The sequence below is a fragment of the Streptomyces sp. CLV115 genome, assembly GCF_038448545.1.
In the GTDB taxonomy this organism is placed as follows: domain Bacteria; phylum Actinomycetota; class Actinomycetes; order Streptomycetales; family Streptomycetaceae; genus Streptomyces; species Streptomyces sanglieri.
Window position 1 is genome coordinate 1 of record NZ_JBCEWQ010000124.1, and the last position, 26,964, is coordinate 26,964.

The window sequence follows — 26,964 nt, forward strand, 5'->3', positions numbered from 1 at the left end:
CCAGACCGCCTCCACACCCTGGAACACCGGCCCGTACTCATAACCCGCCACCGCCAACGCCCCGTACAACCCCGACGAATCAACCCGCACCGCACCCACCGGAGGCCACACCCCCACACCATCCGGGACGGGGGCGACGGACTGCGTGGAACCGTGGGCCAGCACGCCGGTGGCATGGCGCGTCCACGCCTCGTCGTCGTCACCGGCCTCCTCGGGCCGGGAGTACACGGCGATGGCGCGCCTGCCCGTGGTGTCCGAGGGCTCCACGGCCACTTGCAGGTGCACGGCTCCCGTGCCGCGCAGGGTCAGGGGTGCTTCCAGGGCGAGCTCTTCGAGGGTGTCGCAGCCGGTCTCGTCGCCGGCGCGCAGGGCCAGCTCGACGAAGGCGGTACCGGGCAGCAGGACCGTCCCGGCCACCGCGTGATCGGCCAGCCACGGATGCGTCTGCAGGGACAAACGTCCGGAGAGCACCGAGGAGCGGGTGCCGGCGATTCCCACGACCGCGCCGAGCAGGGGGTGCTCGGCGGCGGTGAGGCCCGCGGCGGACACATCTGCGGTCTGCCGGGCCGGCTCCAGCCAGTACCGGCTGCGCTGGAAGGCGTAGGTGGGCAGTTCCACCGGCTGGTGTGTCGGGGGAAGTACCCGACCCCAGTCGATGTCCACGCCGTGTTCCCAGGCCTGGCCGAGCGAGCGCAGGAAGCGTTCGAGGCCGCCTTCGCCCCGGCGGAGCGACGGCACGACCAGGGCGTTCGCCGCGGAGGCGTCGGCGAAGGTCTCCTGCATCCCGATGGAGAGCACGGGGTGCGCGCCGCAATCGATGAACGTGGTGAAGCCGTCGGCGAGCAGTGCCCGGGTGGTCTTCTCGAACTCCACGGTCTGCCGCATGTTGCGGTACCAGTAGTCCGCGTCGAGCACGGCGGTGTCGATGGGCTCGCCCTGGACGGTGGAGTAGAAGACGGTGTCGGAGGTGCGGGGGCCGATCGGGGCGAGCAGTTCGGTCACCCGGTCATGGATCGGTTCGACGTGCCGGGAGTGCGAGGCGTAGTTCGTGAGGATGCGGCGAACCCGTACTCCCTCGGCCTCCAGCACCCCGGCCAGTTCGTCCAGTCCCTCGGAGGTTCCCGAGACGACGGTGGACGACGGCCCGTTGATGGTGGCTATTTCGAGGTCGTCGGGCCGGAGCGTCAGACGGGGGCGTACCCGGTCGACGGGCAGGGCGACGGAGAGCATGCCGCACTGCCCGTCGATCTCGACGATCGCCTGGCCGCGGAGCGCCACCACCAGGGCGGCGTCCTCCAGAGACAGGGCGCCGGAGAAGGTGGCGGCGGCGATCTCGCCCTGCGAGTGCCCCACGACCGCGTCCGGAACGACCCCGTAGGACTGCCACAGCTCCGCAAGCGACACCATCACCGCCCACAGAGCCGGCTGGACCACGTCCACCCGCTCCAGGAGCCCGGCACCCTCCTCGGTGAGCAGCACGTCCAGCAGGTCCCACTCCACGAACGGCGCCAGCGCCCGCGCGCACTCCTCCAACCGCGCCCGGAACACCGGAGAGTCGGCGTACAGGCCCGTTGCCACGCCTGCCCAGTAGGAGCCCTGCCCGGGGAAGACGAACACGGTCCGGCCCGGGGCGACAGCCCCCTGCACGGGAGTGTCCGGGTCGGCGAGGTCCCGTACGGCCCGCAGGAGTTCGTCGCGGTCGGTGCCCACGACGACCGCCCGGTGATCGAAAGCGGTACGGGCGTGCACCAGCGCGGAACCGACCGTGGCCGCATCCAGCTCCGGCCGGTCGGTGACGAACCCGGCAAGCCGGGCTGCCTGCTCTCGCAGCGCTGCCGTGCTCCGGGCCGACAACACCCACGGCACCGGACCGGCCACGGGGACAGCCTCCTGCGACTCCCCGTCCACCTCAACCGGCGCCTGCTCCAGAATCAGATGCGCATTCGTGCCGGAAATGCCGAACGAGGAAACCGCGGCCCGGCGCGGACGCTCCAGCTCCGGCCAGGAACGCTCCTGCGTCAGCAAGGAAACCGCACCCGACTCCCAGTCCACGTGACCGGTCGGCTCGTCGACGTGCAGGGTCCGCGGCAGTGTCCCCTGCTGGATCGCGAGGACCATCTTGATGACGCCGCCGACACCGGCAGCGGCCATGCTGTGGCCGATGTTCGACTTCAACGAGCCCAGCCACAAAGGCTGTTCGGCCGTGTGCTCCTGCCCGTACGTCGCCAGCAACGCCTGCGCCTCGATCGGATCACCCAACTTGGTTCCGGTACCGTGCGCCTCCACGACGTCCACGTCCGCACCCGTCAGACCCGCGTTCGCCAGCGCCTGACGGATCACCCGCTGCTGCGACGGACCATTCGGAGCCGTCAGCCCATTCGACGCACCGTCCTGATTGACCGCACTCCCCCGCAGCACCGCCAGAACCGGATGACCGTTGCGCCGCGCGTCCGACAACCGCTCCAGCACCACCACCCCGGCACCCTCGCCCCACGCCGTGCCGTCCGCGTCCGACGAGAACGCCTTGCACCGCCCGTCCTCCGACAACCCCTGCTGCCGCGAGAACTCCACGAACATCCCCGGCGACGCCATCACCGTCGCCCCACCCGCCAACGCCAACCCACACTCACCACTGCGCAACGCCTGCGCCGCCAGATGCAACGCCACCAACGACGCCGAACACGCCGTATCCACCGTCACCGCCGGCCCCTCAAGACCCAACGAATACGCAATCCGACCCGACGCCACACTCGCCGTCGTCCCCGTCAGGAGATAGCCCTCCGATCCGGCGGCCGACTCGTAGAGCCGCGGGCCGTACTCCTGCGTCATCGCCCCGACGAACACACCCGTTCGGCTGCCCTGCAATGAACCGGGCACGATCCGGGCCCGCTCCAGGGCCTCCCAGGCCGTTTCCAGCAGCAGCCGCTGCTGGGGGTCCATGGCCTGGGCCTCGCGCGGGCTGATGCCGAAGAACTCGGCATCGAAGGTGTCGGCGTCGTACACGAACCCGCCGTGGCGGGCGTACGTCTTGCCCGACAGGCCCCGCTCCGGGTCGTACAGATCGTTCAGGTCCCAGCCACGGTCCTCGGGCAGTTCCCCGATCGCGTCCGTACCGGAGGTGACCAGGCGCCACAGGTCTTCGGGCGAGGTCACACCGCCCGGGTAGCGGCACCCCATTCCGATCACGGCAAGGGGTTCGTCGGAGGAGTCGTCAAGACCGGAGAGCACGGCATCGACAGCGTGCGGGTCGGGCGCCTTCACCAGGTCCCGCACAATGTGCCGGGCCAGCACCTCGGGGGTGGGGTAGTCGTAGACGAGGGAGGACGGCAGGGCTATGCCCAGGTCGGCGGCCAGCCGGCTGCGCAGCTCGACCGACGTCAGCGAGTTGTAGCCCAGGTCACGGAACGGCAGGGTCGGATCGACTGCCTCGGCACTCTCGTACGCGAGGATCTGCGCCGTGTGACGGCATACCAGATCGGTGATCAGCTTCTGTCGAAGCTGGTCGCCCTTTTTGCTGGTCAGGGATCGGAGTTTCTGTGCCCACTCCCCGAGGGCCGTGTCCACCTCGTCGCCGTCCGCCTCAATCTCGTCGTGGTCGGTGAGGCCGGGAGCCGGTCGGGCGGCCACGGCACCGGCCGGGTTGGGGGTGCCGGTGAGTTCGGGGGTGTCGATCCAGTACCGCTTGCGCTGGAACGGATAGGTCGGCAGAGCGATGCGGCGGCCGGCTCCGAGGAGCGGGGACCAGTCGGTCTCCGTGCCGGAGGCGAACACCGCCGCCAGCGCACGCGGCACCGTCCGGACCTCACCCTTGTCCCTCTGCAACACACACGCCGCCACCACAGTGCTCCAGCCGTCCAGAGCATCACGGACCAAAGACGTCAGAACCGGATCGGGGCCCAGCTCCAGGAAAGTGGTGATGCCATGAGTATGGAGAGCCTCGATGCCGTCGTGGAACCGGACCGCCGCCCGGATGTGCCGGGCCCAGTAGGCGGGGGTGGTCAGGGTGCCGGGTTCGGCCATGGCACCGGTGATGTTGGAGACCACCGCCAGGGACGGTTCATGGAAGACGATCCCGGCCAGGGCCTCCTCGAACGCCGCAGCAGCCGATTCCATGTGGGAGGAGTGGAAGGCGTGCGACACCGTCAGACGCTTCGTACGGGTGCCCTGCCCGCGGAAGTGGTCCGCGATCTCGGTCACGGCATCCGCATCACCCGAGATCACGACGGCAGCGGGCCCGTTGACCGCGGCCACCGACACCCGCCCCCCGAAGGAGGCGAGGTGGTCGGTGATCTCGCTCTCGGGTGCGGCGATCGCGGCCATCGCACCACCGGGACGGGCCGCCTGCATCAGACGCCCCCGCGCCGCGACCAGGACACACGCGTCCTCCAGACAGAACACCCCGGCCGCCCAGGCCGCCGTGATCTCACCCACCGAATGCCCCATCACCGCGTCCGGACGCACTCCCAGCCACGACACCAACGCGAACAGAGCCGACTCCACCGCGAACAGACCGGCCTGCGTGAACACCGTCTCATCCAGCAAACCCGCAGCCTCGCTGTCGGGACCGGAGAACACCACGTCCCGCAACGACCCCACCGAACCCTGGCCCAGCTCCCGGCCCAGCTCACGGTCCAGGAAGACACAGGCCTCGTCGAACGCCGCCGCGAACACCGGGAACGCCTCATACAGCTCACGGCCCATCCCCGCACGCTGACTGCCCTGACCCGAGAACAGCAACGCCACACCAACGGCATCCGAGGCCCGGCCACGGATCACATCCGCGACGGGCCGGTCCTCCACCAGGGCCCGCAGACCCGCAAGCAACTCCTCCCGGTCACTGCCGAGCACCACCGCACGGTGCTCGAACACCGACCGCCCCGTCGCCAGGGAAAACCCCACATCACCGGCTTCCGTTTCCGTCCGGTCCTTCACGAACCCGGCCAGGTTCTGGGCCTGTTCGCGGAGCGCGTCTGCTGATTTGGCGGAGAGTATCCACGGCACAACCCCCGGAACAGCTGTGGCCGGGGAACCACCATCGACCGGTTCGGGCCCGGCCGTCAGCACGAGATGACAGTTCGTACCGCCCATCCCGAACGACGACACCCCCACCACCGGCACACGATCAACACCATCGTGCGGCCAGTCCTCCAACTCCGTCTGCACCCGCAGATTCAACGACTCCAGATCGATCCCCGGATTCGGAACCCGGAAATGCAAACTCGCCGGCAACCGCCGATACCGCACCGCCAAAGCCGCCTTGACCAGCCCCACAACCCCCGCGGCACCCTCCAGATGCCCCACATTCGTCTTCGCCGAACCCACCCTCAACGCACCCGAACGACCCTCCGCACACCCCAGCACACGACCCAGCGCAACCGCCTCCACCGGATCACCCACCCGAGTACCCGTACCGTGCAACTCCACATAATCCACATCAGCCGGGGCAATCCCCGCATCCGCATACGCCAACCGCAGCGTCTCCACCTGACCCTCCGCACTCGGCGCGGTCAGACCCTCACCACCCCCGTCATTCGCAACCGCACCACCCGCGATCACACAGACCACGTCATCCCCGTCAGCAACCGCATCCGCCAACCGCTTCAGAACAACAAGACCGCCACCCTCACCCCGCACATAACCATTCGCCCGCTCATCGAACACATACGCCCGACCATCCGGCGACAACCCACCGAACTTCGACACCGCCACCGACGACTCCGGCGCCAGAATCAAATTCACCCCACCCGCCAGCGCCCAGCCCACCTCACCCCGAACCAACGCCTCACACGCCTGATGCACCGCCACCAGGGCCGACGACTGACCCGAATCCACCACCCACGACGGCCCGCGCAACCCCAGCAAATACGACACCCGGTTGGCGATCACGCTCCGGGCCAGACCCGTCGAGGTGAACGCTCCGATCCCCTCCGCACCGGCGCGCCGCGACAACGTCGCGTAGTCGTCGGCCATCGCTCCCACGAACACACCCGCCGAGGAACCGGAAAGCGCCCCGGGTACCAGCCCCGCGTTCTCCAGCGCCTCCCACGCGAGCTCCAGCACCAGTCGTTGCTGCGGGTCCATCGCCGCCGCCTCACGCGGCGAGATCCCGAAGAAACGCGCGTCGAAGCCATCGACCCGCGACAGGAATCCGGCACGCCGCGCGACTGTCTTCCCGGCCGCCGACGGATCCGTGTCGTGGAAGGCCGCCGCGTCCCATCGGTCGGCCGGCACCTCGCCGACCGCGTCACCGCCCGCGACCAGGAGGTCCCAGAAGGCTTCCGGGCTCTCTCCGCCCGGGAAACGGCACGCCAGGCCCACCACTGCGATCGGTTCGTTCTGCGGCATGTCAGATTCAGAAAGCACGATGCCCGGTCTCCGTTTCATCAACACGCAGAAATCACACGTTGGGTGGAGTTCCCGCGCCTACGCCCAATCCGGTCGGCCACCCTCACAAGCAGGCCTAAAGCCCTTCTTGCGGGGCTGCTGAGCCGTGTTCCGGTCACGACCGGAGGGGGGCGGATTCGCAGGTGTCGAATTCGAGGTCCAGCGGCAGGTCACGACGCCGGGATATGTGCAACTTGCGGTAGATCCTGGTGAGATGTTGTTCGACGGTGCTGGTGGAGATGAAGAGCTCGGCCGCGATCTCGCGATTCGTGTATCCGGCCGAGGCCAGCGCGGCGACCTTCCGTTCCGATCCGCTCAGCCGACCGGTCCTGTCCACACCGACCGTGCCGCGCGCGGAGCCCGGCGTGCCCGGATCCTGACCCGGCAGGATCTTCTCGCACAGCGGTGCCGCCCCGCAGTCGGCGGCCAGCCCCCAGGCGCGTCGCACCACGGAGCCCGCACGCGTTCCCTCACCCAGTGTCTGGAAGCCGCGGCCCAGGTCGGCGAGGGCGCGCGCCAGTTCCAACCGGTCTCCGCTGCCCCGCAGTTCGGCGACCGCCCGGGTCAGCAGCCGGGTCCGTTCGCGGGGCGTCTCGGTGGCCGCCCGGAGGCGTAGCGCGACACCACGCAGCCGGGCGCCCGTCGCGTCGGGCAGGGCCAGTTGCTCGGCGATCAGCGCCGTGGCCTCCTGGTGTCTGCCCAGCCGCAGCAGCGCCTCGGCGGCGTCGGTGCGCCAGGGGTGCTGGCGGGGCCGGTCCAGGTCCCAGCGCCGTGCGAGGCGGCCCAGATCGAGGAATTCGCCCAGCGCCGCCTCGGCGCGGTGTGTTGCCAGGAAGTACCGTCCGCGGGCGCGCAGCAGCGGCAGAGCGTGGACCGTCGCCAGGGTGCGCTCCGGCACGAGGGGTTCGAGGTGCCGTGCCGCTTCGTCGTACCGGCCCATGTCGGTGAGTGCCATGACGAGGACGGCGACGGGCGCGGACCGGAAGTGGCCTCCTCGGCCGGCGACCGCCCCGATCGCCGTGGATGCCTCCCGTTCGGCGCCCGCGAGGTCACCGAGGCGCAGGAGTGCCTCGGCGTGCAGCGTGCCGTACATGGCCCGGAGCCCGGGGGCCCGGTGCCGGGCGGCCTGTTCCTGAAGGCGTCGGCACCATTCGGCGGCCCTGCGCGGCTGGTCGGTGTGGACGAGTGTCCGCACGGCCTGGGCCAGGGCTTCGTGGGTGCCCTGTGCGGCCGGGGCGCCGTCGAGGAATCGCTCGGCGTCCTTCGCGTCGTCCTGGTGACCGGGGTGGGACCACAGCGCCGCGCAGGCGCTCAGGTGTTCTCCGCCGGGCGGGGTGGGGTGGCTCCCGCCCGGCGGCAGCGCGAACAGTTCCCGCAGCGCGTCGGTGCCTGTCGTACGGCTCAGGGCTTCGGCGCCTTCTTCGATGCACCCCTGGGCGACGAGGAGTCTCGCGAGATGTCCTGCGGTGGCGGCGCCGAGCCGTCCGGCGCGCAGGGCGGCGAGCGGCTCCTCCAGATGCTGCTCTGCCGCCGCCGGGCTCAACCGCCAGGTGAGGGCGGCGAGTTGGAGCATGATCTCATCGCGTGCGGGCTCGTCCGTGTCGGTCGCGCAGGACGCGTGGGCGAGTTGCAGACAGGCGGCGGCACGTTCGGGTTCGTCGACCGCCATGGCCTGCTGTGCCGCCTCGCGCAGCACGGGTACGACCCAGTCGCTGCCGGAGCTGCCGGAGCTGCCGAAACTGCCGCAGCTGCCGGAGTCACCGGATTTGTCGGAGTCGTCGATGCCGCCGCAGGCCCGCAGGCTGTCGGCGATGACGGCGGCCTCGGCCCGGGACGCGTGAAGGACGCGGGCCACCCGCCGGTGCAGTTCCTCGCGTTCCGTCGGGTCCATGCCGTCCAGTACCGCCGCGGCTGTCGCGGCGTGCCGCAGCCGCTCGCCGAGGGCCAGGCCCGTGGCCCGGAGCGCGGTCAGGGTGCGGGCGGCCTCGGTGGGTGTCATGCGGAGCACGCTCGCGACGCGCTCCGGGGTCGCGCTGTCCCCGAGGGCGGCGAGCGCCCGTGCCAGGCGGGGGGCGGCCGAACCGCAGCGCTCCAGGCAGCTGAGCACCGCGCGCGAGAAGGGGCCGCCCGGCTCGGGTACGTGTCCTGGTTCGGAGAGCAGGGCGCGCAGCAGCAGGGGGTTCCCGCCGCTGATGCGGTGCAGCCCGTCGGCCACGGCGCGGGCGACCGGTGCACCGGTGTGCTGACGCACCAGTGCCGCGGTCGCGGGGCGGTCCAGGAGACCGACACGGATCCTTGTGTACGCGGGGTGTTTCAGCAGTTCGGTGTCCAGCCCCGCGTCACGGGACGGGGCGTCGGCCGCGGTGAGTACGAGCAGCAGCCCGCCGGCGCGGGTGGTGTGGGACGTGGTGCGCACCCATGCGGTGAGCCGGCCCAGGGACGCGGCGTCCGCCTGGTCGATGTCGTCGAGGCAGACGACCACGGGGGTTCGCTCGGGGACGTCGCCGACCGCGGTGGCGAGGTCCGTGGCGCAGTCCGGGTACGCGGCGCGCACGGTCGCGGCTCCGTGGCGTTGCGCGGCGTCGGCGCAGTGTCGCAGCAGGGCGGACTTGCCGCAGCCCACGGCGCCCTCCACCAGCACGATGCCGGTGTCGCCCCGCATGCAGGCGGCCAGCGCGCCGTCGAGCTGTGTCCGTTCGGCGTCTCGGCTCAACAGCGTCATGAGCAGCAGGTTATGTACGTTCCGGGCGGTCGGGAGCCGGGAATCGGTGGCCACAACCTGCGGGGCAGCAAGTTCGCCCCGGGCCCGTTCCGCAGGCCGGACGCATGGGGCGTGGGCAGTCTTTCAGGTGGGGAGGACGGTGCGCGGAACGGTGCGGGGATGGCCCGGAGTACGCCACTCGCGGGGGTAGCCGACCGACACCTCTTCGAAGCGCACGCCGTCGTACCAGCTGGTGCGGGGGATGTGCAGATGGCCGTAGACGACCGTCCGGGCGCGGAAGCGCAGATGCCAGTCGGAGGTGCGCACGGTGCCGCACCACTGGGCGAATTCGGGATGGCGCAGGATCCTGGTCGGCTCGCGCACCAGCGGGAAGTGGTTGACCAGTACGGTGGGCAGCTCGGGGTCGATCTCCTGGAGCCGCCGTTCGGTGGCGATGACGCGTTCCCGGCACCACGCTTCGCGGCTCGGGTACGGGTCGGGGTGCAGCAGGAATTCGTCCGAGCAGACGACGCCGCTCCGATACGCCTGGGCCAGCGACTCCTCCTTGTTCCGGGCCGTACCGGTGCGGAAGGTGTAGTCGTACAGCAGGAACAGCGGGGCGACGAGCACGGGTCCGCCGGGGCCGTGCCACACGGGGTAGGGGTCTTCCGGGGTGACGACGCCCGCGGCCCGGCAGAGCGACACCAGGTGCTGGTACCGCTCCTCGCCCCGCAGCTGCACCGGGTCGTCGGGTGGGGTCCACAGTTCGTGGTTCCCCGGTGTCCACACCACTTTGGCGAAGCGTTCGCCCAGCAGTCGCACGGCCCATTCGATGTCCGACACCAGCTCGCCGATGTCACCGGCGATGATCAGCCAGTCCTGATCGGTCGTGCTCCGCAGCCCTTCGACGACGAGGCGGTTCTCGGGGTATCCGACGTGCAGGTCACTGATGGCCAGCAGCTTCCCGTGCGCCACGGGTTCAGTGGGCGGCGGGCTGGGAGATCAGGGCCATGTCCTGGGCGATCGCCGCGGTGACGGCGTCCTGCTGCGGGGTCAGGAAGAAGTGTCCGCCCGGGAAGCTGCGGAAGGTGAAGGGGCCGCTGGTGAACTCCCGCCATGCCTTGGCCTGTTCCAGGCTGACGCGCGGGTCGGACTCCCCGGTGAGCACACTCAGCGGGCAGCCGAGGGCCGGCTGCGACCCGTCCGGCCGGTAGCGGTAGGTCTCGATCGCCTTGAAGTCGGCGCGCATGGCGGGCAGCACCATCCGCAGGATCTCCTCGTCGGCGAGGACCCCCGGGTCGGTGCCCGAGAGGGTGCTCATCTCCGCGATCAGCGCCTCGTCCCCGCGGGTGTGCACATTGTCCGCGGCGTAGATGTCGGGGGCGCGCCGCCCGGAGACGATGAGACCGCTGGGCGGCCGGCCGTCGCGCTCCATCCTGCGGGCCAGCTCGAAGCCGAGGACGCCGCCCATGCTGTGGCCGAAGAGGAACAGCGGACGGTCGTGGTAGGGGGCGATCACCCGGTGGAGCCGGTCCGCCAGGGCGCTCACCGTCGTCAGTGGCGGTTCGTGCCGCCGGTCCTGGCGCCCCGGGTACTGGATCGTGAGCACGTCCGCGGTCGCCGCCAGGACCTGCGAGTAGCGGAAGAAGGAGGAGGCGGTGCCGCCCGCGTGCGGCAGGCAGACGAGCCTGATCGGCTTCTCGGGAGCCGGGTGGAAGCGCCGGATCCACAGTTCTGCTTCGGTCTCGTGGATGCTCATGTGCCGGAAAGCTAGCTCTTCCCGGTTAAGCGGGGCTTGTGCGCGCCGGGGCCGGGCGGAGTGGGCGCGGCGGGATCGTCCGAGGCGGTGGTCGCGTCCGCCCCGGGAACGGATCCGTCAGGAGGTCTGCTTGCGGGACCTGGCCTGCGGGGAGAGGTGTCGGGCGAGCACGTCCAGGGCCTCGGTGACTTCCTTGAGCCGCTCGGGATCGTCGTCGAGCGCGTCGGCCAGTGCGCCCTCGATGGAGGTCGCCCTGACCTGGGCCATCCGGTCGGAGGGGCGGGCGGACTGCCGGACCAGCAGGCGGCGGCGGTCTGCGGGGTCGGGGTTGGTGACCACGGCACCGGCTTCCTTCAGGCGGGCCACCGCGGTGGATACCTGGCTCTGCGGAAGGCCGGTGCGGGCCGCGATCTCGCCGACCGCGCTGTCGGGGTGGGTGGCCAGGTCGCTCACCACGATGAGGACCGAACGCACACCACCGCCGTAGCGGGCCGCGCCGCCCTCCGGTTCGGGCATCGCGCCCTCCCCGATCTTCATCAAGGTTCGCCCCAGCAGGAACAGCTCTACTCCATCCATGCCGCCAGGTTACATCGCTTTAGATGCATCTTCCAGAGATGCATCTCTCGAAGATGCATCTCTCAAGAATGCATCTCCGAAGATGCAACTACTTCGATACATCTATCTTGATACATCTAAGAAGATGGGTTAGCTTCGAAGCAGACGCCGGGACACCGGCCATCGACGGAAGAAGGAGACGGTCGTGCTCAAGTGGCGCGGGAACCCCTGGGCAGTCCTGGTGACGCTCTCGCTCGGGTTCTTCATGACCCTGCTGGACCTGACGATCGTGAACATCGCGATCCCCGACATGATCAACGGCCTGGGCGCCTCGCTCGACCAGACCCTGTGGGTGGTCAGCGCCTACGCACTGACGCTCTCCGTGCTACTGATCACCGCGAGCCGGCTCGGCGACATGCGCGGTCCGCGCAACCTGTTCGCCGCGGGCCTGGTCGTCTTCACCCTGGCGAGCGTCGCCTGCGGATTCGCCCCGAACGCAGCGGCCCTGATCGCCGCCCGCGGAGTACAGGGGCTGGGCGCCGCGCTCCTCGTACCGCAGACGATGACCCTGATCGTGTCCGTCTTCCCGGCTTCGCGGCGCGGCTCCGCACTGGGCATCTGGGGCACGGTCGCGGGCCTGGCCACCCTGTCCGGGCCGACCCTCGGAGGCATCCTGGTCTCGGCCGTGGGCTGGCGCTGGATCTTCCTGGTAAACGTACCGATCGGGATCGCCGCGCTCGTCCTCACGTTCCTGCTCGTCCCCGACATCCGCCCCGCCCGCGCCCACCGCTTCGACCTGATGGGCGTTCTCCTCGCCACCGCCACCCTGTTCTGCCTGGCATTCGGCCTCCAGGAGGGCGAGCGCTACCAGTGGGGCCCGGGCATCTGGACGCTGCTCGCCGCGGGCGCGGCTCTGGCCGTCGGGTTCCTGCTGCACCAGCGCGGCCGGCAGGACCGTGAGCCGCTCGTCCCCTTCGCGCTCTTCAAGGACCGCAACTTCACCATGATGACCGTGCTGGTCGGACTCGTCTCGATCGCCATGCTGGGGCTGGTGCTGCCTTTCAACCTCTACCTCCAGTCCGTCCTGCACATGAGCGCGATGAAGGCCGGTCTGGTGCTGGCCCCGTCCTCCCTGGTGTCGATGGCACTCGGCCCGTTCGCCGGGCGCATGTCCGACCGGATCGGCGGCAAGTACCTGATGATCACCGGACTGGCCCTGTACGCGTCCGGCATCCTCGCCATCGCCCTGATCGCCGGCCCCGCGACCTCCTGGTACGCCTTCGTCCCCGCCACCCTGCTCACCGGGCTCGGCGTCGGATGCATCGTCGCCCCGATGTCCACCGAGGCCATGCGCAACATCCCGCCCCAGCTCGCCGGAGCCGCCTCCGGTGTCAACAACACCGTCCGCCAGATCGGTTCGGTCATCGGCGCGGCCGCTGTCGGCGCCCTCGTGCAGGGACAGCTCTCCGCCGGGATCTCGGCCGGCCAGACCTACTCGGCCGCTTTCCTCTCCACTCTGCACAGCACCGTGGCCCTGCCCATCTCGGTACTGATGGTCGGTCTGCTCGCCTGCCTCCTGATCCGTAACCACACCAAGTCCCGCACACCGGCCACCGATCCGGCCACGACCCCTGCCGCCGCTCCCGCCGGGGCCGGGACCGGCCGGGCCGTGGGCGCCACGACGGGACCGGCGGACGGGAAAACGCTTTAGACGAGCTTTAGAGCAACCACCGATCCTGCGCGCAGCGAAGCACCCCTACTGCCAAGCCGAAGCAATGAGGACTTCCGAACAATCCGCACCTGCGCCGAAGGAGACGGCAGTCATGGAGAATCCCAACGTCATTCTCACTGGTGGTCCTACGTTCCTCATCCACGAGGAGGACCGCGTGCGCTACATCGCGAACACGAACTCCAAGGTGAAGGTACTTTCGGGCAACCGGTACGAGCACTTCGAGCCGACCGACGAGACCGTCGTCGAAGGCAACCGAGAGCTCCAGGTGTTCGCCTGGAGCGGCTGCACCTACGTCGCCGAGTAGACCGGACCAGCCGGACAGGCCGGACAGGCCGGGCGCGACCGGAACCGGTCGGCGTCGGCCGACAACACGGAACGATCCATCAGGCAGCGGCCCGGCAGCGTCCCGGACCGCTGCCCTCCGCTGTCCGCACTGGCGGGAACGCAAGAACCGGGCGGGAACGCAAGAGCCGGGCGGGCGGGCGTCGCTGCCGGACCGCCGCTCCCGGGGGCTACGCGGCGAGTGCGGCGGGCTCGCGCAGCTGGGCGGCGGCCGTGCGCCACGCGGTGGTCACCGCGGTCCGGGCCCGTGCCGTACGGACGGCGCGGTCGCCGGTCAACTCCAGTGGCGCGCCCACGTGTACGTGGAGGTCCGGTCGGCGCACTGGGGCCGTGAGCAGGCCGGCGAGTTGCTTGGCGGTGCTGCCCGAGGTGATCCGGCGGGCCCCGGCCTGGCCCACGGGTACGACGGGGGCGCCGGTGCGTTCGACGAGCCGGGCCAGGCCGCTGCGGAAGGCACCGGGGGCCGCTTCCGCGGCGTCCCTGCGGCGGGGCAGGCCCCCTTCGGCGTAGATCAGGACCAGCCGGCCCCGTTCCAGGGCTTCCGCCGCGGCATCCAGCGCGGCCGCGGCGCGCCGGTCTCCGCGGACGACGGGTATGTGTCCTTCGCGGGCGAGCGCACGGCCGAGCACCGGGACGCGCCACAGCCCCGCGGCCGCCATGATGACCGGCTCGGCGCCGAGGCGGTGCAAAGCGGCGGTCACGATCGCGGGATCGGCCAAGGACGTGTGGTTCGCGGCGACGATGCTGCCGGGCGCGAGTTCGGTGCCCGGGTCGGTGGTCACCGTGAGGCGGCCGACGGCGGGCACCAGGACGTCGGCGATGCGGCTGAGCATGAACGGTCTCCCGGTCTCGACGATGTTGGTCCTCATCCTCGGGGGCGGGCGTCGGCCGGGTCGTGAGTCGTCGTACTCATCTTCCCGGCCGGGCGGGCGGAGCCCCCCTTCCGCCCGCCCGGGTGGGCGGAGCCCCTCTCGGTGAGTGCCCAGATGACGAGTGCGAGACCGCTGAATCCGGCGCCCAGCACGCACACCGCGCTCCAGCCCGCCGTGGCGTACAGGGTTGTCGCGGAGAGGGCCCCGACCGCGCTGCCGATCGAGTAGAAGACCATGTAGCCGCCGATGAGCCGGCTGCCCGCCTCGGGGTGCAGCGCGTGGATCAGGCTCTGGTTGGTGACGTGCACGGCCTGTACGGCGAGGTCGAGGAGGACCACTCCGGCCGCGAGGGCCCACAGCGACTGCCGGGTGAGGGCGAGGGGCAGCCACGAGAGGGTCAGCAGGGCCAGGCCGATGCCGGTGGTCCGGTTCGCGTGGCCGCGGTCGTTGAGCCGGCCCGCGACGTTCGCGGCGAGCGCTCCGGCGGCGCCGAGCAGTCCGAACGCGCCGATCGCGGTGGACGACAGGGACATCGGGGGATCGCTGAGGACCAGGGTGACGCTGCTCCACAGGGTGCTGAACGCGGCGAAGACGAGGAGCGCGAACAGCGCGCGCAGTCGCGGCAGGCGTTCCCGCGTGAACAGGCGGACGGTGGAGGTGAGCAGGCGCCCGTATCCCAGCGTGGGCGCCGGTGTGTCGCGCCGGGGTACGACGCGGTACAGGGCGAGGGCCGCCGCGCAGGTCAGTACCGCCGAGGTGAGGTAGACCGAGCGCCAGCCCGCGAGGTCGCCGAGCAGTCCGGAGACGGTACGGGCGAGCAGGATGCCGGTGACGACGCCGCTGGTGACGGTACCGACGACGCGGCCGCGCCGGGCGGGCTCGGTGAAGGAGGCGGCGCAGGCGACGAGGGACTGCGTCACGACCGCGAGCAGCCCCACGGAGGCCATCCCGGCGAGGAGTGCCGCACTGCTGGTCGCGGTCGCGACGAAGAGGAGCGCGGCGGCCAGCAGGAGCAGTTGTGCCGTGATCAGGCGCCGGGGGTCGAGCCGGTCGCCGAGCGGAACGATGAGGAAGAGGCCGAGGCCGTACCCGATCTGCGTGAGGGTGACGACGGCGCCGAGCGCCGCCGGGGCGATCGCGAACTCGTTGCCGAGTGCCACCAGGAGCGGCTGGGCGAAGTAGACGTTGGCGACCGCGGTTCCGCAGGCGACCGCGAACAGTGCGGTGGCGCCGCGGGGCAGTGCGGCGGCGGGTGTCGCCTGGTGCATGGTGGACCCTCCAGCAGTTCGGTTGCATGTTGCTACCAGCGACCGTAGAGGTGACTGGTAGCATGTTGCAACCATGGAGTGGACGATCGACCGCAGAGGAGAGCGTCGTGGTGAAGCGGACCAGGTTCGACGACAGCGACTGCCCGGTCGCGCGGTCGGTCGACGCGATCGGCGACTGGTGGTCGCTACTGATCGTGCGCGACGCCTTCGACGGGAGCCGGCGCTTCGGCGAGTTCCAGCGCAGTCTCGGGGTGGCCAAGAACATCCTGAGCGCCCGGCTGCGCACCCTGGTCGCGGGCGGGATCCTGGAGTCGGTGTCGGCGCCCGACGGCGGCGCGCACCACGAGTACGAGCTGACGGAGAAGGGCCGGGAGCTCTTCCCGGTCATCGTCGCGCTGCGTCAGTGGGGCGAGGCTCGGTTCTTCGAACCCGGCGAACCCCATTCGGAACTGACCGATCGCCGCCAGGGCCTCCCCCTGCTCCCGCTGGAGGTCCGGGCGCACGACGGCCGGCCCCTCACCCCGGAGGAGACGGTCGTCACCAAGCTCGACGGCACCACGACACCCCACCGCCCGCCGGGCCGGGATTCGTAGGATGGCTCACCTTGGAGGTGGGTCGTGTTCGACAGCGTTCGTACCGTGATGACGTTCGCCCTGGATCCCGAGGCCTCGGCCCGCTGGTGGGGAGAGCTGTTGGACGCCCCCGTGCAGGTGGACGTCAGCGATGCCGGAGACGTCTACGCCTGGGTGGAGACCGGCGGGGTCGAGATCGGGTTCCACCCCGCCGACGACGAGCGCAATCCGCGTGGCGGAAGCCCGGTCGTGTACTGGGGGGTCGCGGACGTCGACCGGGTGCGGGAGCGGCTGTTGGCGGCCGGGTGCGAGCATCACCGGGGTCCGCTGGTGGTCGGGCCGGGGCGGCGGATCGCCCAGGTGCGTGATCCGTTCGGGACCGTCGTCGGCATCGAGGGGCCGTAGGCCGCAGGAGCGTCGGCACGTGTCACTCCGGATCGTTCCGGATGCCTCGTCCGGCGCTCCCGCCCTTACCTTTTCGACGGCGCCCGCCAGAACGACCAGCCCGGAGCCCGGGGAGCAGCGATGCCGACGACCGTCACGACCCGCCGGCCGACCGCCGCAGCGCTGGGACGGCAGGAGCGCAAGGTGCTGCACGCGGTGGGCTGCGGTCTGCGGGACGACGAGATCGCCGCCGCTCTCGCGGTCTCCGAGGACGTCGTGGCCGGGCACCTGGCGCGGATCCTCGTGAAACTCGGGCTGCGCGACCGGGCCGCCGCCGTCGTCCATGCCTTCGACTGCGGCCTGGTCGTGCCCGGTTGCGGTCCCCGTCCGCAGGCGGCGGGCCCGGTGGTGCGGTCGGCGGGCGGGCCGAGGGTGGAGATCTCCGTGCTCGGACCGCTGGAGGTGCGGCTGGGCGGGCGGGCCCTGGATCCGGGGCATCTGCGCCAGCAGGCCGTGCTGGCGGCACTGGCGCTGTGCACGGGTCGGACGGTCAGTCAGCAGGAACTCCTCGACGGGGTGTGGGGGATGGAGCCGCCGGTCACGAACGTGGTGCCGGTGTACATCTACCGGCTGCGCAAGACGCTGCGCCCCGGGGGCGGCCCGGATTCGGTGATCGAGCACGACCGGTGCGGCTACCGGCTGTCCGCCGGCGGGGTCGAGGTGGACGTGGCGCGCATGGAGGCGCTGGTCGCCGATGCCTCGGCGGCCGATCGGGCGGGCGAGACGGCGGAGGCGGTCCGGCTGTGCACCCGGGCGTTGGGGCTGTTCCGCGGGGAGCTGCTGGCCGGTCTGCCCGGTCCGTTCGCCGAGCTGGAGCGGCTGCGGCTCACCGAGCGCAGGATCGCCGTGGTGCAGCGGAAGTCGGAGTGGCAGTTGCGGCTGGGCCGGTACTGCGAAGCGATCGCCGAGCTGTCCGCCTGCTCCGCGGCGCATCCCTTGAACGAGTCGGTGGCGGCGATGCTGATGCGTGCGCTCTACCGCGGTGGCCGGCAGGCCGACGCGTTGACCGTGTTCGATCGTGCCCGCCGCCGGCTGGCCGATGACCTGGGGGTTCGTCCCGGCCGGATGCTGCGGCGGACGTGCCAGATGATCCTGCGTGGGGACGAGGCCGGGCTCAGAGGTATCACGCCGTGATAGCCCGGGCGTTGGTGGGAGATCACCATCTGTCGGTGGCCGGTCGTCCCCCGGCCACCGGCAGATGGTGAAGCGCGTCGGTGAATACGGCTACGCGGGGTACCAAGCGCCGTTGTACCACTGCTCGTTGGCGCCGTCGTTGTGGTGGTCCATGTTGAAGTCTTCGGGGTAGTTGTTGACGTGGTTGGCCGGGTACGTCCAGATGCCGGCGGACTCGTCGCAGACGTAGTCCCAGTGGCAGATGGTCTTGACCGGCACGTTGCCGAAGAACTTGTCGGCACCGGCGAGCGGTGCTCCGACGATCCCGCCGAACGGCACGGATCCGCCGTTGGCGCCGGGGTTGCCCTGGCGCTTGGGGTCCGCGATGAGGATGGCGTTGACGTTGTCGAAGGTCTGCCAGTTCTCGGTGACCCAGATGTGCACCACCGCGGCGCCCAGCGAATACCCGCCCATCTTGACGTGCTGGCCGGGGCAGGCCGCCCGCTGGTCGCGGACCAGCCGGTTCAGCTCGTTGACGCCCGCACGGGCGCTCGCGCCGTTGGGGATCGTGGTGGGGTACCCGACGTGCTGCTGGATGTTGCCGTAGAAGCCGTCGTTGTTCCAGGAGCTGCCCGTGCCCCCGACGACGATCGTGTAGGTGCCCTCGCACGGCGCCGCCGCCTGCGCCGCGGTCCCCTGTGCCACCGAAAGCCCGGCGGTCAGCAGCAGACCGGCTGCCGCGGCCGCGATCCTTCTTGTTCGCATTCCGTCCTCCCCATGTGGTTGGCCGGCACGGCCGCATTCCGGTGCGGTACGCGGTCGGCCCGGGTCATCGAAGACAGTGCCAGCGCTCGATGACATCGCGATGAAACGGGGCTCCGGCGGGCGGTATCGGCGTCCGGCCGTCGGCGATAACCCATGGATAAGGGCGCCGCCTAACTTCGGAGTTCATGCAGGAGGCTCAGACCTGAAAGGGGTTTGCCGCATGGACTTCCGGATTCTCGGGCCGGTGGAGGCCCGGCGTGACGGGGACTGGATCGCGTTGTCCGGTTCCAAGGTGCACACGGTCCTTGCCGCGATGCTGCTCGCACACGGGCGGGTCGTCTCGGACTCCAGACTCGGCGCGCTGCTGTGGGGGTGGGATCCACCGGTCACAGCGAGCGCGCAGATCTATACGTACATGTCGCGGCTGCGCAAGCTGCTCGGTGACGAGGTCGAGATCGTGCGGCGGCAGCCCGGTTACGTGCTGCGGGCGCCCGGGGCCAGGATCGACGTCGTCGAGTTCGAGCGGCTCGACCGGCTCGGCCGTGAGGCGCTGCGCGAGCGGCGTTTCGCCGACGCGCAGGCGCTGCTGACCGAGGCGCTCGGGTGGTGGCGCGGTCCGGCCCTGTCGAACGTGACCGAGTTCCTTCTGGAGGCGGAGCTGCCGCAGCTGGAGGAGGCGCGGATGCTGGCGCTGGAGAACCGCATAGAGGCGGATCTCGCGCTGGGCATGCACGAGCAGGTGACGGCCGAGCTGACGGGCCTGGTCGCCGAGCATCCCGTACGCGAGCGGCTGCGCGCCCAGCTGATGACCGCGCTGTACCGGTGCGGGCGGCAGGCCGATGCCCTCCAGACGTACTACGAGGGGCGCAAGGTGCTCGTCGATCAGCTGGGGGTGGACCCGGGCGAGGCGCTCGGGGCGACGTACCAGGCCGTGCTGGGCGGGGAGTTGGGGTTGCGAGGTGCAGGGGCAGCGCGGGGGCGGTCCGATGTACCCACCATGCTTCCGGCCGCGGAGGACGGCTTCGTCGGCCGGTCCGCGGAACTCTCCCTGCTGACCTCGCGGTTGGCGGCCGGCACGAACCGGCCCCGGCGGCTGCTGGTCACCGGAATGGCCGGGGTGGGCAAGACCGCGCTCGCCGTGCGCGCCGCCGAGGAGAGCGCCGGGCACTTCCCCGACGGCCAGCTCTTCGCCGAACTGTGCGATCAGGACGGCACGCCCAAGGACGCCGGCGAGGTGCTGGTGCGGTTGCTGCGGGCGCTGGGCGAGCCCGGTCTCGACGGTGGCTCCGCGCGCGCCGCCGACCGCGACGAACTGGTCCGGCTCTACCGGGCTCGGACCTCCGGCAAGCGGCTTCTCGTCGTCCTCGACGACGCGGTCGGCGACCTCCAGGTGGCGCCGCTGCTGCCCGCGAGCCCGCAGGCGGCCGTGCTGATCACCAGCCGGGCCCGGCTGGCCCGGGTGACCGGGGCGGACACCGTGGCCCTCGCCCCGCTGGACGACGACGAGTCCCTGGCGGTGCTGGCTGCCCGAGCCGGTGCGGAGCGGCTGAGGGACGACCCGGATTCCGCCGACGACCTGGTCGCGTACTGCGGGGGGCTGCCGCTGGCGCTTGCCGTGGTGGGGGCCCGGCTCGCGGCGCGGCCGTCGTGGCCGGCCCGCCGGTTCGCGGCCCGGCTCGCGGATCCGGCGGAGCGGCTCGCCGAGCTGTCGTTCGGTGATCTGGATGTGCGCGGGGCGCTGCTGCCGTCGGTGCGGCGGATGGCCGACGGGGGTCCGTCGGCGCTCCGGGCGCTGTCCGGTGCCGGTACGGAGCCGTTCTCGGCCCGGGACGCCTCGGTGCGTCTCGCGGTGTCGGAGGACGAGGCCGAGCGGGTGCTGGAGTCGCTGGTGGACACCGCGCTGCTCGATCTCTCGGGCCTCGATCCGCAGGGGCTGCCGCTGTACCGGTGCCATGAACTGGTCCTGCTGTACGCGGCGTCGCTGGACGCGGCGGACCCGGCCGCCACCGCGCACGACAGCGCCACCGCGGTCGGGTGACCGCGGTGGCCGGGGAGTCGCCGTCGTCCGTGCCGTCACCACGTTCCGCGGGTCCAGGAGTACGTCGGGATCTCGGGGACGAGCGCGGGGGCGATGGTCTCGCGGACCACGGTCCACGCGTCGGCGACGACACGTTCGCGGGGCGGCCGGGCCGCGGGGCCGAAGGCCGTCGCGGTGACCGCCCACATCGCGGCGACCGCGGCGACGGCCCGGACCTCGGCGGACGGCTTGGCCGGTACGGCGCGACCCCTGCCGACGTCGATCCGGAAGCCGAGCTCGGCGGCCTGACCGGCCCGCACCTCGTGGGCGACCGGTCCGACGGGCCGGCCGAACACGGCGGCGGACAGGGGGTGTTCGTAGGCGGTGCGGACCCAGACGGAGACCCGGACGCGCTCGCGCTCCTCCCAGCCGCCGCGGGCGGCGGGCCCGGGGTCCGCCTGCTCGACGGCGGCGGCGAGCTCGGCGAAGTAGCCGGTCAGTTCGGTGTCGTCGAGCTGTCCGGTGATGCCGGTCCGGGGAGCCGGAGCGGTCGGGGCCATCGGGGCGGTGTCCAGTGGCTGCGTCGTCATGACGGTCGGTCTCCTTCGGTGTCGGGTGCGTCGGCCCCCTCGGGCGGGCCGACTACGGAGTGGATGTGAACGGGTCCGGGCGGGGCCCCGCCGGGCGGGCGGGCGATGGCGGCGGCGACCCGGTCGTTGAGCCGCAGGTCCTGGACCGACCAGACGGTGGTGCGGCCGGAGTGCGTGTGCAGTACGCGGACCGGGCCGTGCCGGGCCGGCCAGGTCTCCAGCCGGTTCAGCGCGGTGCCCACCAGCCCCAGACCGGCCGCCTTCACGACGGCTTCCTTGCGCGTCCAGACACGGTGGAACCCCGCGTCGCGTACCGGTCCGGGCGGCAGCGACACCAGATGGGCGCGTTCGTTGTCGGTCAGCACCGAGTCGTAGAGCGAGGCCTGACGCATGGGCCGGACGGCTTCCACGTCGACCCCGATGGCGGGTCCGTCACCGACCGCGAAGACGCCGCAGCCCGCGGTGCGGGAGAGGCTGATCGCCCACGGCACCTCGGGGCGCTCGATCAGCGGCGGGCCGTGCCCGAAGTCCCCGCAGCCGGGGCACTGCCGACGCCCCAGCTCGATGGACTGCGGTGCCACCAGCAGTAGTTCGGACAGGGCGCGGCGCGCCCCGGCCCTGGTGTGTACGAAGGCGGCCACGTCCCGCTCGGCCAGCAGGGTGAGCGCGCGGTGGAACTCGTCGGTGCCGAGCAGCGCGAGGTCGTCGGGAACGACCCGCTCTGGCGGCTGCCACCACCAGACGTGGGCCGCACCGGCGAGATCCGGTGCCCCGGGCGCTGCCCGGGAAGGCTGCTGCGTCCCGGTGCTCTTCGGTGTTCCGGGTACGAACGCCATGGACTGCCCCCATTCCTTGTTCCTCGACGGTCCTTGCCGACCTCTCGTGGGTTTTCCGTGGCCTCCGGCTCCGCACGGACTGCCGTGCGGACAGAAATGCCACGGTGCGATCGTCCGCCCGGCGGCTACGGGCCGTCTATATGTGCCTGGGTGCGAATTCCCCGTAGGGTCGCGATAGCACGTCCCCGGAGACTTGGACGGTAATTTCCGACCGACCCGAGGATGTCCACATGTCCGAGACCCATACGCTTTCCCTGCCGCTTTCGGCAGCAGCGGCCGGCACCGTCGTGGAATTGACGGAGGCCGAGCAGAACGCACTCGTCGCCGTCGCCGAGCAGCTGACCCCGAAGGGGGTCGCGGACGGCAGGATCGACGATCTCCGCTGGCTGGACGCCGCGCGTGACGCCTCCGTGCGGCTTCCGCGCAGGCTGCTCTCGGCGCTGCGCGCGTTCCGTCACGACGCGGGCCCCGACGGGGTCCTGCTGCTGCGCAATCTGCCGGTGGTGGCGGACGACCCGCTGCTTCCCACGCCGGCCGTGAAGGGGTCGGTGGAGCGTGTTCCCACGGTCGCCGCTTCGGTCGTCACCACCGCGATGCTGAATCTCGGGGAGGTCATAGCATTCCGTAACGAAAAGTCCGGTGCGCTGGTTCAGAATGTCGTTCCGGTTCCGGGGAGCGAGGCCTCGCAGAGCAATGCGGGATCTGTTCTTCTGGAACTCCACATCGAAAACGCATTCCATGAAAACCGTCCGGATTTCGTGGGTCTGCTGTGTGTGCGGGAGGACCCGACGGGCGATGCGAAGCTGTGCACGTCGTCCATCCGCCGGGCGCTTCCACTGCTTTCGGAGAAGGCGCGGACGGTGCTCGGCGAGCCGCGGTTCCTGACCGAGCCGCCGCCGTCCTTCGGCGCCCTGGACAGCGTGACGCCCGCCCACGCGGTGCTGAACGGCGACCCGGAGGACCCCAATGTGCTGGTGGACTTCTCCGCCACGCATCCGCTGGACGACGAGGCCCGGCAGGCCATGGCGGAGCTGCGGAGCGCGTTCATGGAGACGATGTCGGCGCTGTCGCTGCGCGTCGGCGACCTGGCGGTCGTCGACAACCGCCTCGCGGTGCACGGCCGTACGTCGTTCACCCCGTCCTACGACGGTGCGGACCGCTGGCTGCACCGGGTGTACGCGCATCTGGACCACCGGCGCAGCCGGGTGGACCGGGTGGGCGGCGGCGCGGTCCTGGGCTGAGCGGGGCCACGCACGCGACGTCCGTATCAGCCGGGCAGGCCGAGGGGCCGGCTCCCGCACTGGGGGCCGGCCCCCTCGGCCGTTCGCAGACACCGCACGCGGGCAGCGATCAGGGGTGTACGGGAGCTGAACTCCCGTACACCCCTGGGGTTTTGGCGTGGTGCGTCCGGCTACTGGCGGGCGCTGATGACGTCGGCCGGGCGGCCGCCGAGTGCGACGCGGCCGGGGACCAGCGTCGCCACCGCGGTGAGCACCGCGGCGAAGCCGAGTACGCCGAGGAACATCGGCAGGTCGACGGACGGCTGGGCGGCGCCCGTCATCCCGACGCTGAAGGCGGTGAGCACCGCGAGCGAGATGGCCGTGCCGAGCACCGCGGCGACCAGGACGATCAGGGCGGACTCGATCCTGAGCATCGACATCACCTGGCGGCGGGTCGTGCCGACGAGCCGCAGCAGGGCGAACTCGCGGGTGCGGTCCGAGACCGACATGGCCAGGGTGTTGACCACGGCGATCGCGGTGAACGCGATGATCAGGCCCATCGCGAGGTAGTTGACCTCGGCGTTGGACTGCTGGACCTCGGCCTGGACGTCGTCGACCTGGGTGCGGTCGAGGACGCCGATGCCCGGGAAGCGCTTGAGTGCTCCGGTCAGCTGCTCGCGGCCCGCCTTGCCGTCGCCGGCCGTCTTGACGAGTACGGAGGAGGCGAGCGGGTTGTCGACGTGCTGGGCGACCAGGTCGTGCGACATGGTCAGGTCACCGAAGCCGAGGCCCCGTTCGTAGACGGCGGCGACCTTCAGCTGGACCACGGTGGCGTCGCCGAGCGTCACCTTGAGCGTGTCGCCGGGCTTCTTGCCGAGGTGGTCGGCAGAGACGTCGCTCATCGCGATGCTCTTGTCCCCGAAGCCCTTGAGGCTGCCCTTGGAGACGTCCGGATCCCAGTTCGTGGTGAGGCCCTGCGCGGAGATGCCCTGCGCCGGGTACTTGTCGAGGCCGACGCGGACCTGGGTCCGGACGATCTCGGTGACCTCGGTGACGCCGGGTACGGCGCGCAGCGCCTGCGTCGCCTCGGCGGGGACGCCGGGGCCGTTCGAGGCGACCACCCAGTCGGCCTTGTTGCCCGCCTTGGCCTGGGCCGAGGCGGCGTCGCCCATGGTGGTCTGCACGAACAGGACGGTGCAGGCCATGCCGATGAGCAGGACCAGCGGGGTGACGGCCGCGGCCATCCGCTTGGCGTTGGCGCGGGCGTTGGCGGTCGCGAGGTGGCCGCCGACGCGGGAGAACTTCAGCGGGATCCCGAGGATCGCGACGGCGATCCGGGCGATGACCGGGCCGAGCAGCGAGACCGCGACGGCGAGGACCACGACGGACAGGAACGTGACGGGCTGCGAGGCGGGTTCGGTGCGCAGGAAGCCCAGCAGGACGACCACACCGATGCCGAGGGCCAGGACGAGCATCCCCACGCCGAGCCGGCCCCATGCGAAGTGGCGCTGTTCCATGGATGCCTCGGACAGTGCCTCGGCCGGGCGGATGCGGGCGGTGCGGCGGGCGGAGATGCGGGCCGCGACCCACGCCCCGAGCAGGGCGGCGCCGACGGCCGCGGCGAACGGCACGAAGCTGAAGGTGAGTTCGAGGGTGTCGGGGATGGCCTTGAAGTCGATGAACTTGCTGTGCAGCCAGTACGCGATGGGCAGGCCCGCGACCGAGCCGAGGCCGCCCGCGAGGCCGCCGATGATCAGGGCCTCGCGGCCGATCAGCTGACGGACCTGCTTGGGGGTCGCGGCGATGGCGCGGAGCAGGGCGAGCTCGCGGTAGCGCTGCTGGATGGAGAGCGCGAAGGTGCCGACGACGACGAGGATCGCGACGAGCAGTGACGTACCGCCCATCGCGCCGCCCATGGAGACGAGCTTGACCCGGGCCTTGCCGGCGTCGAGGAACTCGATGGGTCCGCGCTCTCCGCCGGTGGCGACGGCGTACTTGCGGCCGTCGCCGGCGAGGGCCTTCTCGGCCTGGTCGGCGAGCTCGTCGGCGGAGACGCCGGCCTTGGGCATCAGGCCGACGGTGGTGACCTGGCCGGGCCGTCCGGAGAGGTTGCGGGCGGTCTCGTCGGAGAAGAACAGCGAGGTCTGCTGGTGCAGGTCGCCGTCCTTCGCCGCGGCGATGCCGCTGACCTTGTACGTCATGGGGGCGCCGGTCGACTGGACGACGAGGCTGCTGCCGGTCTTGAGGCCGGTGCGGTCCGCGAGTTCCCGGTCGAGGACGACCTCGGTGGCGCCCGTGGGTGCCTTGCCGTCGGTCAGTTCGAACGGGGTCAGTGCGGCGGAGGACCAGGCGTGGCCGTAGGACGGCTTGCCGTCGATGCCGGGCACGATCCGGCCCTGGGGGCCGACCGCGTACGCCGGGAAGTTCGTCTCGGGCACCGCCTTGCGGACGCCGGGTAAGGCGGCGAGTTTCGCGGTGGTGGCCTCGGGCAGCCAGACCCGCTCGGCCAGTGGCTTCGCCTTGTGCTTCTCCTTGACCTTGCCCTTCTTCTTCTTGATGGTCGTCTGGTGGACGTTCTGGTCGGCGCCGACGATGACCGGGGCGGCGGCGTAGCGCTCGGTGGCGATGGTGCCGCGCAGTCCGGTCTCCAGGAGGATGCCGCAGGCGGTGACGAGTGCGGCGGCGCAGAACAGGGCGAGGAAGGCGCCGATGAAGCCGCCCTTCCTGGCCTTGAGGGTCTGCAGTGCATAGCGCAGCATCAGGCCCACGCTCCCAGGTGTGTCATGCGCTCGGCGACGAGGTCGGCGGTCGGGGATTCCATCTGTCCGGCGATCTTGCCGTCGGCCAGGAAGAGGACGGTGTCGGCGTACGAGGCGGCCACCGGGTCGTGGGTGACCATGACGACGGTCTGGCCGGTCTCGTCCACGCAGGAGCGCAGCAGGGAGAGGATCTCCTTGGCGGTCACGGTGTCGAGGGCGCCGGTGGGCTCGTCGCCGAAGATGACGTCGGGCCGGGTGATGAGGGCGCGGGCGATGGCGACGCGCTGCTGCTGGCCGCCGGAGAGTTCGGCGGGCCGGTGGGCGGCCCGGCCGCCGAGGCCGACGCGGCCGAGGATCTCGTCGAGCCAGTTCTTGTCGAGGCTCTCGCCGGCGAGGCGCAGGGGCAGCTCGACGTTCTGACGGACCGACAGGGACGGGATGAGGTTGAACGCCTGGAAGACGAAGCCGATGCGCTGGCGGCGCAGCTTCGTCAGCTGGGTCTCGTTCATGTCGTTGAGCTGGGTGTCCCCGATGTAGGACTGGCCGGTGGTCGGCTTGTCAAGGCCGGCCGCGCAGTGCAGGAACGTCGACTTGCCGGAGCCGGACGGGCCCATCACCGCGGTGAAGGAGCCGCGCTCGATCCCCACGGAGACCCCGTCCAGGGCACGCACGCCACGGCCGTTCTTGCCGTACACCTTGGTCACGTCGGCCAGACGCAGGGCGTGCCCCCGGTTGACCGTGTTGTAGCCGTTGTCGAGGGAAGGGCGGCTCGTCTCGGTCACCATGTTGCGACCTGTCCTCTCCATAGTGCGGTTCCGGGTCTCAAGGGGATGATTTTCGAGCGTATATGGCATCGGATCGAGCGTGGCCCGTACTTCTATATTCGATCTACTTCGTGTCTTTTCGGTGCAGTTGGCCGGCCGGTTGCTGTCGTGGTGGTTCTGCGGTGCCGGTGTGAGTGTGTTGTGTTCGGTGACGGCCACCGGGACTCCGGGGAGTGGGGGTGCCCGGGGTCCGGACATGGGTTCGGGCCCC

General features: G+C 71.1%; 19 protein-coding genes. 7 read left to right on the plus strand and 12 right to left on the minus strand.

Annotated features, from left to right (window positions below; translation table 11 throughout):
* From AADR41_RS31165 to AADR41_RS31185, 5 genes are all read right to left on the minus strand, one after another.
* Positions 1–6,384, minus strand: a 6,384-nt coding sequence (locus AADR41_RS31165) for a type I polyketide synthase (protein ID WP_342284924.1), incomplete at its 3' end; no start/stop codon positions are given.
* A 115-nt stretch (positions 6,385–6,499) separates the two neighbouring features.
* Positions 6,500–9,106 (minus strand): LuxR C-terminal-related transcriptional regulator, encoded by a 2,607-nt coding sequence (locus AADR41_RS31170; protein ID WP_342284925.1) that lies wholly within the window; start codon positions 9,104–9,106, stop codon positions 6,500–6,502.
* Positions 9,107–9,229: 123 nt separating this feature from the next.
* Positions 9,230–10,042: a metallophosphoesterase family protein gene (locus AADR41_RS31175; RefSeq protein ID WP_446751137.1), complete on the minus strand. Its 813-nt coding sequence runs from the start codon at positions 10,040–10,042 to the stop codon at positions 9,230–9,232.
* A 22-nt stretch (positions 10,043–10,064) separates the two neighbouring features.
* Positions 10,065–10,844: a thioesterase II family protein gene (locus tag AADR41_RS31180; protein WP_342284927.1), complete on the minus strand. Its 780-nt coding sequence runs from the start codon at positions 10,842–10,844 to the stop codon at positions 10,065–10,067.
* A 117-nt stretch (positions 10,845–10,961) separates the two neighbouring features.
* Positions 10,962–11,420 (minus strand): MarR family transcriptional regulator, encoded by a 459-nt coding sequence (locus AADR41_RS31185; protein WP_342284928.1) that lies wholly within the window; start codon positions 11,418–11,420, stop codon positions 10,962–10,964.
* Positions 11,421–11,604: 184 nt separating this feature from the next.
* Between AADR41_RS31185 and AADR41_RS31190 the strand changes: the two genes are divergently transcribed.
* Positions 11,605–13,110 carry a DHA2 family efflux MFS transporter permease subunit gene (locus AADR41_RS31190; protein ID WP_342284929.1) on the plus strand — a complete coding sequence of 502 codons (1,506 nt, stop codon included), beginning with the start codon at positions 11,605–11,607 and terminating at the stop codon, positions 13,108–13,110.
* A gap of 112 nt (positions 13,111–13,222) precedes the next feature.
* Complete coding sequence (locus AADR41_RS31195; protein WP_259933495.1) at positions 13,223–13,435, plus strand: DUF5988 family protein; 213 nt, start codon at positions 13,223–13,225, stop codon at positions 13,433–13,435.
* Positions 13,436–13,643: 208 nt separating this feature from the next.
* Here the strand turns inward: AADR41_RS31195 and AADR41_RS31200 are convergent, their stop codons facing one another.
* Both AADR41_RS31200 and AADR41_RS31205 read right to left on the minus strand, forming a co-directional pair.
* Entirely contained in the window at positions 13,644–14,306 is a 663-nt protein-coding gene (locus AADR41_RS31200; protein WP_342284931.1) for a lysophospholipid acyltransferase family protein, read from the minus strand.
* Between the two features lie 32 nt (positions 14,307–14,338).
* Positions 14,339–15,613 carry an MFS transporter gene (locus tag AADR41_RS31205; protein WP_342284933.1) on the minus strand — a complete coding sequence of 425 codons (1,275 nt, stop codon included), beginning with the start codon at positions 15,611–15,613 and terminating at the stop codon, positions 14,339–14,341.
* Positions 15,614–15,720: 107 nt separating this feature from the next.
* Here AADR41_RS31205 and AADR41_RS31210 point away from each other — a divergent pair, with 107 nt between their 5' ends.
* The 3 genes from AADR41_RS31210 (at position 15,721) to AADR41_RS31220 (ending at position 17,763) form a co-directional block, all read left to right on the plus strand.
* Positions 15,721–16,206 (plus strand): winged helix-turn-helix transcriptional regulator, encoded by a 486-nt coding sequence (locus AADR41_RS31210; protein WP_342284935.1) that lies wholly within the window; start codon positions 15,721–15,723, stop codon positions 16,204–16,206.
* A gap of 24 nt (positions 16,207–16,230) precedes the next feature.
* Positions 16,231–16,590, plus strand: a complete 360-nt coding sequence (locus AADR41_RS31215; RefSeq protein ID WP_342284937.1) for a VOC family protein — start codon at positions 16,231–16,233, stop codon at positions 16,588–16,590.
* A gap of 120 nt (positions 16,591–16,710) precedes the next feature.
* Complete coding sequence (locus AADR41_RS31220) at positions 16,711–17,763, plus strand: BTAD domain-containing putative transcriptional regulator (protein ID WP_342284939.1); 1,053 nt, start codon at positions 16,711–16,713, stop codon at positions 17,761–17,763.
* 90 nt (positions 17,764–17,853) lie between these two features.
* On the opposite strand, the gene AADR41_RS31225 is transcribed toward AADR41_RS31220, so the two are convergent.
* Positions 17,854–18,507 (minus strand): cutinase family protein, encoded by a 654-nt coding sequence (locus AADR41_RS31225; protein ID WP_342284941.1) that lies wholly within the window; start codon positions 18,505–18,507, stop codon positions 17,854–17,856.
* A 220-nt stretch (positions 18,508–18,727) separates the two neighbouring features.
* Here AADR41_RS31225 and AADR41_RS31230 point away from each other — a divergent pair, with 220 nt between their 5' ends.
* The gene (locus tag AADR41_RS31230) at positions 18,728–20,545 is read left to right on the plus strand and encodes an AfsR/SARP family transcriptional regulator (protein ID WP_342284944.1); all 1,818 of its coding nucleotides are present in this window, start codon (positions 18,728–18,730) and stop codon (positions 20,543–20,545) included.
* Between the two features lie 35 nt (positions 20,546–20,580).
* On the opposite strand, the gene AADR41_RS31235 is transcribed toward AADR41_RS31230, so the two are convergent.
* On the minus strand, positions 20,581–21,114 hold the full coding sequence (locus AADR41_RS31235) for a hypothetical protein (protein ID WP_342284946.1): 534 nt from the start codon (positions 21,112–21,114) through the stop codon (positions 20,581–20,583).
* Positions 21,111–21,950: a 4'-phosphopantetheinyl transferase family protein gene (locus tag AADR41_RS31240; RefSeq protein ID WP_342284947.1), complete on the minus strand. Its 840-nt coding sequence runs from the start codon at positions 21,948–21,950 to the stop codon at positions 21,111–21,113. The genes AADR41_RS31235 and AADR41_RS31240 overlap by 4 nt, the downstream gene beginning before the upstream one ends.
* Positions 21,951–22,180: 230 nt before the next feature.
* Between AADR41_RS31240 and AADR41_RS31245 the strand changes: the two genes are divergently transcribed.
* Positions 22,181–23,191, plus strand: a complete 1,011-nt coding sequence (locus AADR41_RS31245; protein ID WP_342284948.1) for a TauD/TfdA family dioxygenase — start codon at positions 22,181–22,183, stop codon at positions 23,189–23,191.
* A gap of 170 nt (positions 23,192–23,361) precedes the next feature.
* On the opposite strand, the gene AADR41_RS31250 is transcribed toward AADR41_RS31245, so the two are convergent.
* Together AADR41_RS31250 and AADR41_RS31255 are read right to left on the minus strand one after the other, a co-directional pair.
* Entirely contained in the window at positions 23,362–25,929 is a 2,568-nt protein-coding gene (locus AADR41_RS31250) for an FtsX-like permease family protein (protein ID WP_342284950.1), read from the minus strand.
* Positions 25,929–26,714 (minus strand): ABC transporter ATP-binding protein, encoded by a 786-nt coding sequence (locus AADR41_RS31255; protein ID WP_342284951.1) that lies wholly within the window; start codon positions 26,712–26,714, stop codon positions 25,929–25,931. The genes AADR41_RS31250 and AADR41_RS31255 overlap by 1 nt, the downstream gene beginning before the upstream one ends.
* Positions 26,715–26,964 lie beyond the last annotated feature (250 nt).

Bases quoted from the DNA above. Each gene is read 5' to 3' on its own strand.
- AADR41_RS31170 (WP_342284925.1), bottom strand. From the start codon at position 9,106: ATGACGCTGTTGAGCCGAGACGCCGAACGGACACAGCTCGACGGCGCG.
- AADR41_RS31180 (WP_342284927.1), bottom strand. From the start codon at position 10,844: ATGAGCATCCACGAGACCGAAGCAGAACTGTGGATCCGGCGCTTCCAC.
- AADR41_RS31185 (WP_342284928.1), bottom strand. From the start codon at position 11,420: ATGGATGGAGTAGAGCTGTTCCTGCTGGGGCGAACCTTGATGAAGATC.
- AADR41_RS31195 (WP_259933495.1), top strand. From the start codon at position 13,223: ATGGAGAATCCCAACGTCATTCTCACTGGTGGTCCTACGTTCCTCATC.
- AADR41_RS31200 (WP_342284931.1), bottom strand. From the start codon at position 14,306: ATGCTCAGCCGCATCGCCGACGTCCTGGTGCCCGCCGTCGGCCGCCTC.
- AADR41_RS31205 (WP_342284933.1), bottom strand. From the start codon at position 15,613: ATGCACCAGGCGACACCCGCCGCCGCACTGCCCCGCGGCGCCACCGCA.
- AADR41_RS31220 (WP_342284939.1), top strand. From the start codon at position 16,711: ATGCCGACGACCGTCACGACCCGCCGGCCGACCGCCGCAGCGCTGGGA.
- AADR41_RS31225 (WP_342284941.1), bottom strand. From the start codon at position 18,507: ATGCGAACAAGAAGGATCGCGGCCGCGGCAGCCGGTCTGCTGCTGACC.
- AADR41_RS31230 (WP_342284944.1), top strand. From the start codon at position 18,728: ATGGACTTCCGGATTCTCGGGCCGGTGGAGGCCCGGCGTGACGGGGAC.
- AADR41_RS31235 (WP_342284946.1), bottom strand. From the start codon at position 21,114: ATGACGACGCAGCCACTGGACACCGCCCCGATGGCCCCGACCGCTCCG.
- AADR41_RS31240 (WP_342284947.1), bottom strand. From the start codon at position 21,950: ATGGCGTTCGTACCCGGAACACCGAAGAGCACCGGGACGCAGCAGCCT.
- AADR41_RS31245 (WP_342284948.1), top strand. From the start codon at position 22,181: ATGTCCGAGACCCATACGCTTTCCCTGCCGCTTTCGGCAGCAGCGGCC.
- AADR41_RS31250 (WP_342284950.1), bottom strand. From the start codon at position 25,929: ATGCTGCGCTATGCACTGCAGACCCTCAAGGCCAGGAAGGGCGGCTTC.
- AADR41_RS31255 (WP_342284951.1), bottom strand. From the start codon at position 26,714: ATGGTGACCGAGACGAGCCGCCCTTCCCTCGACAACGGCTACAACACG.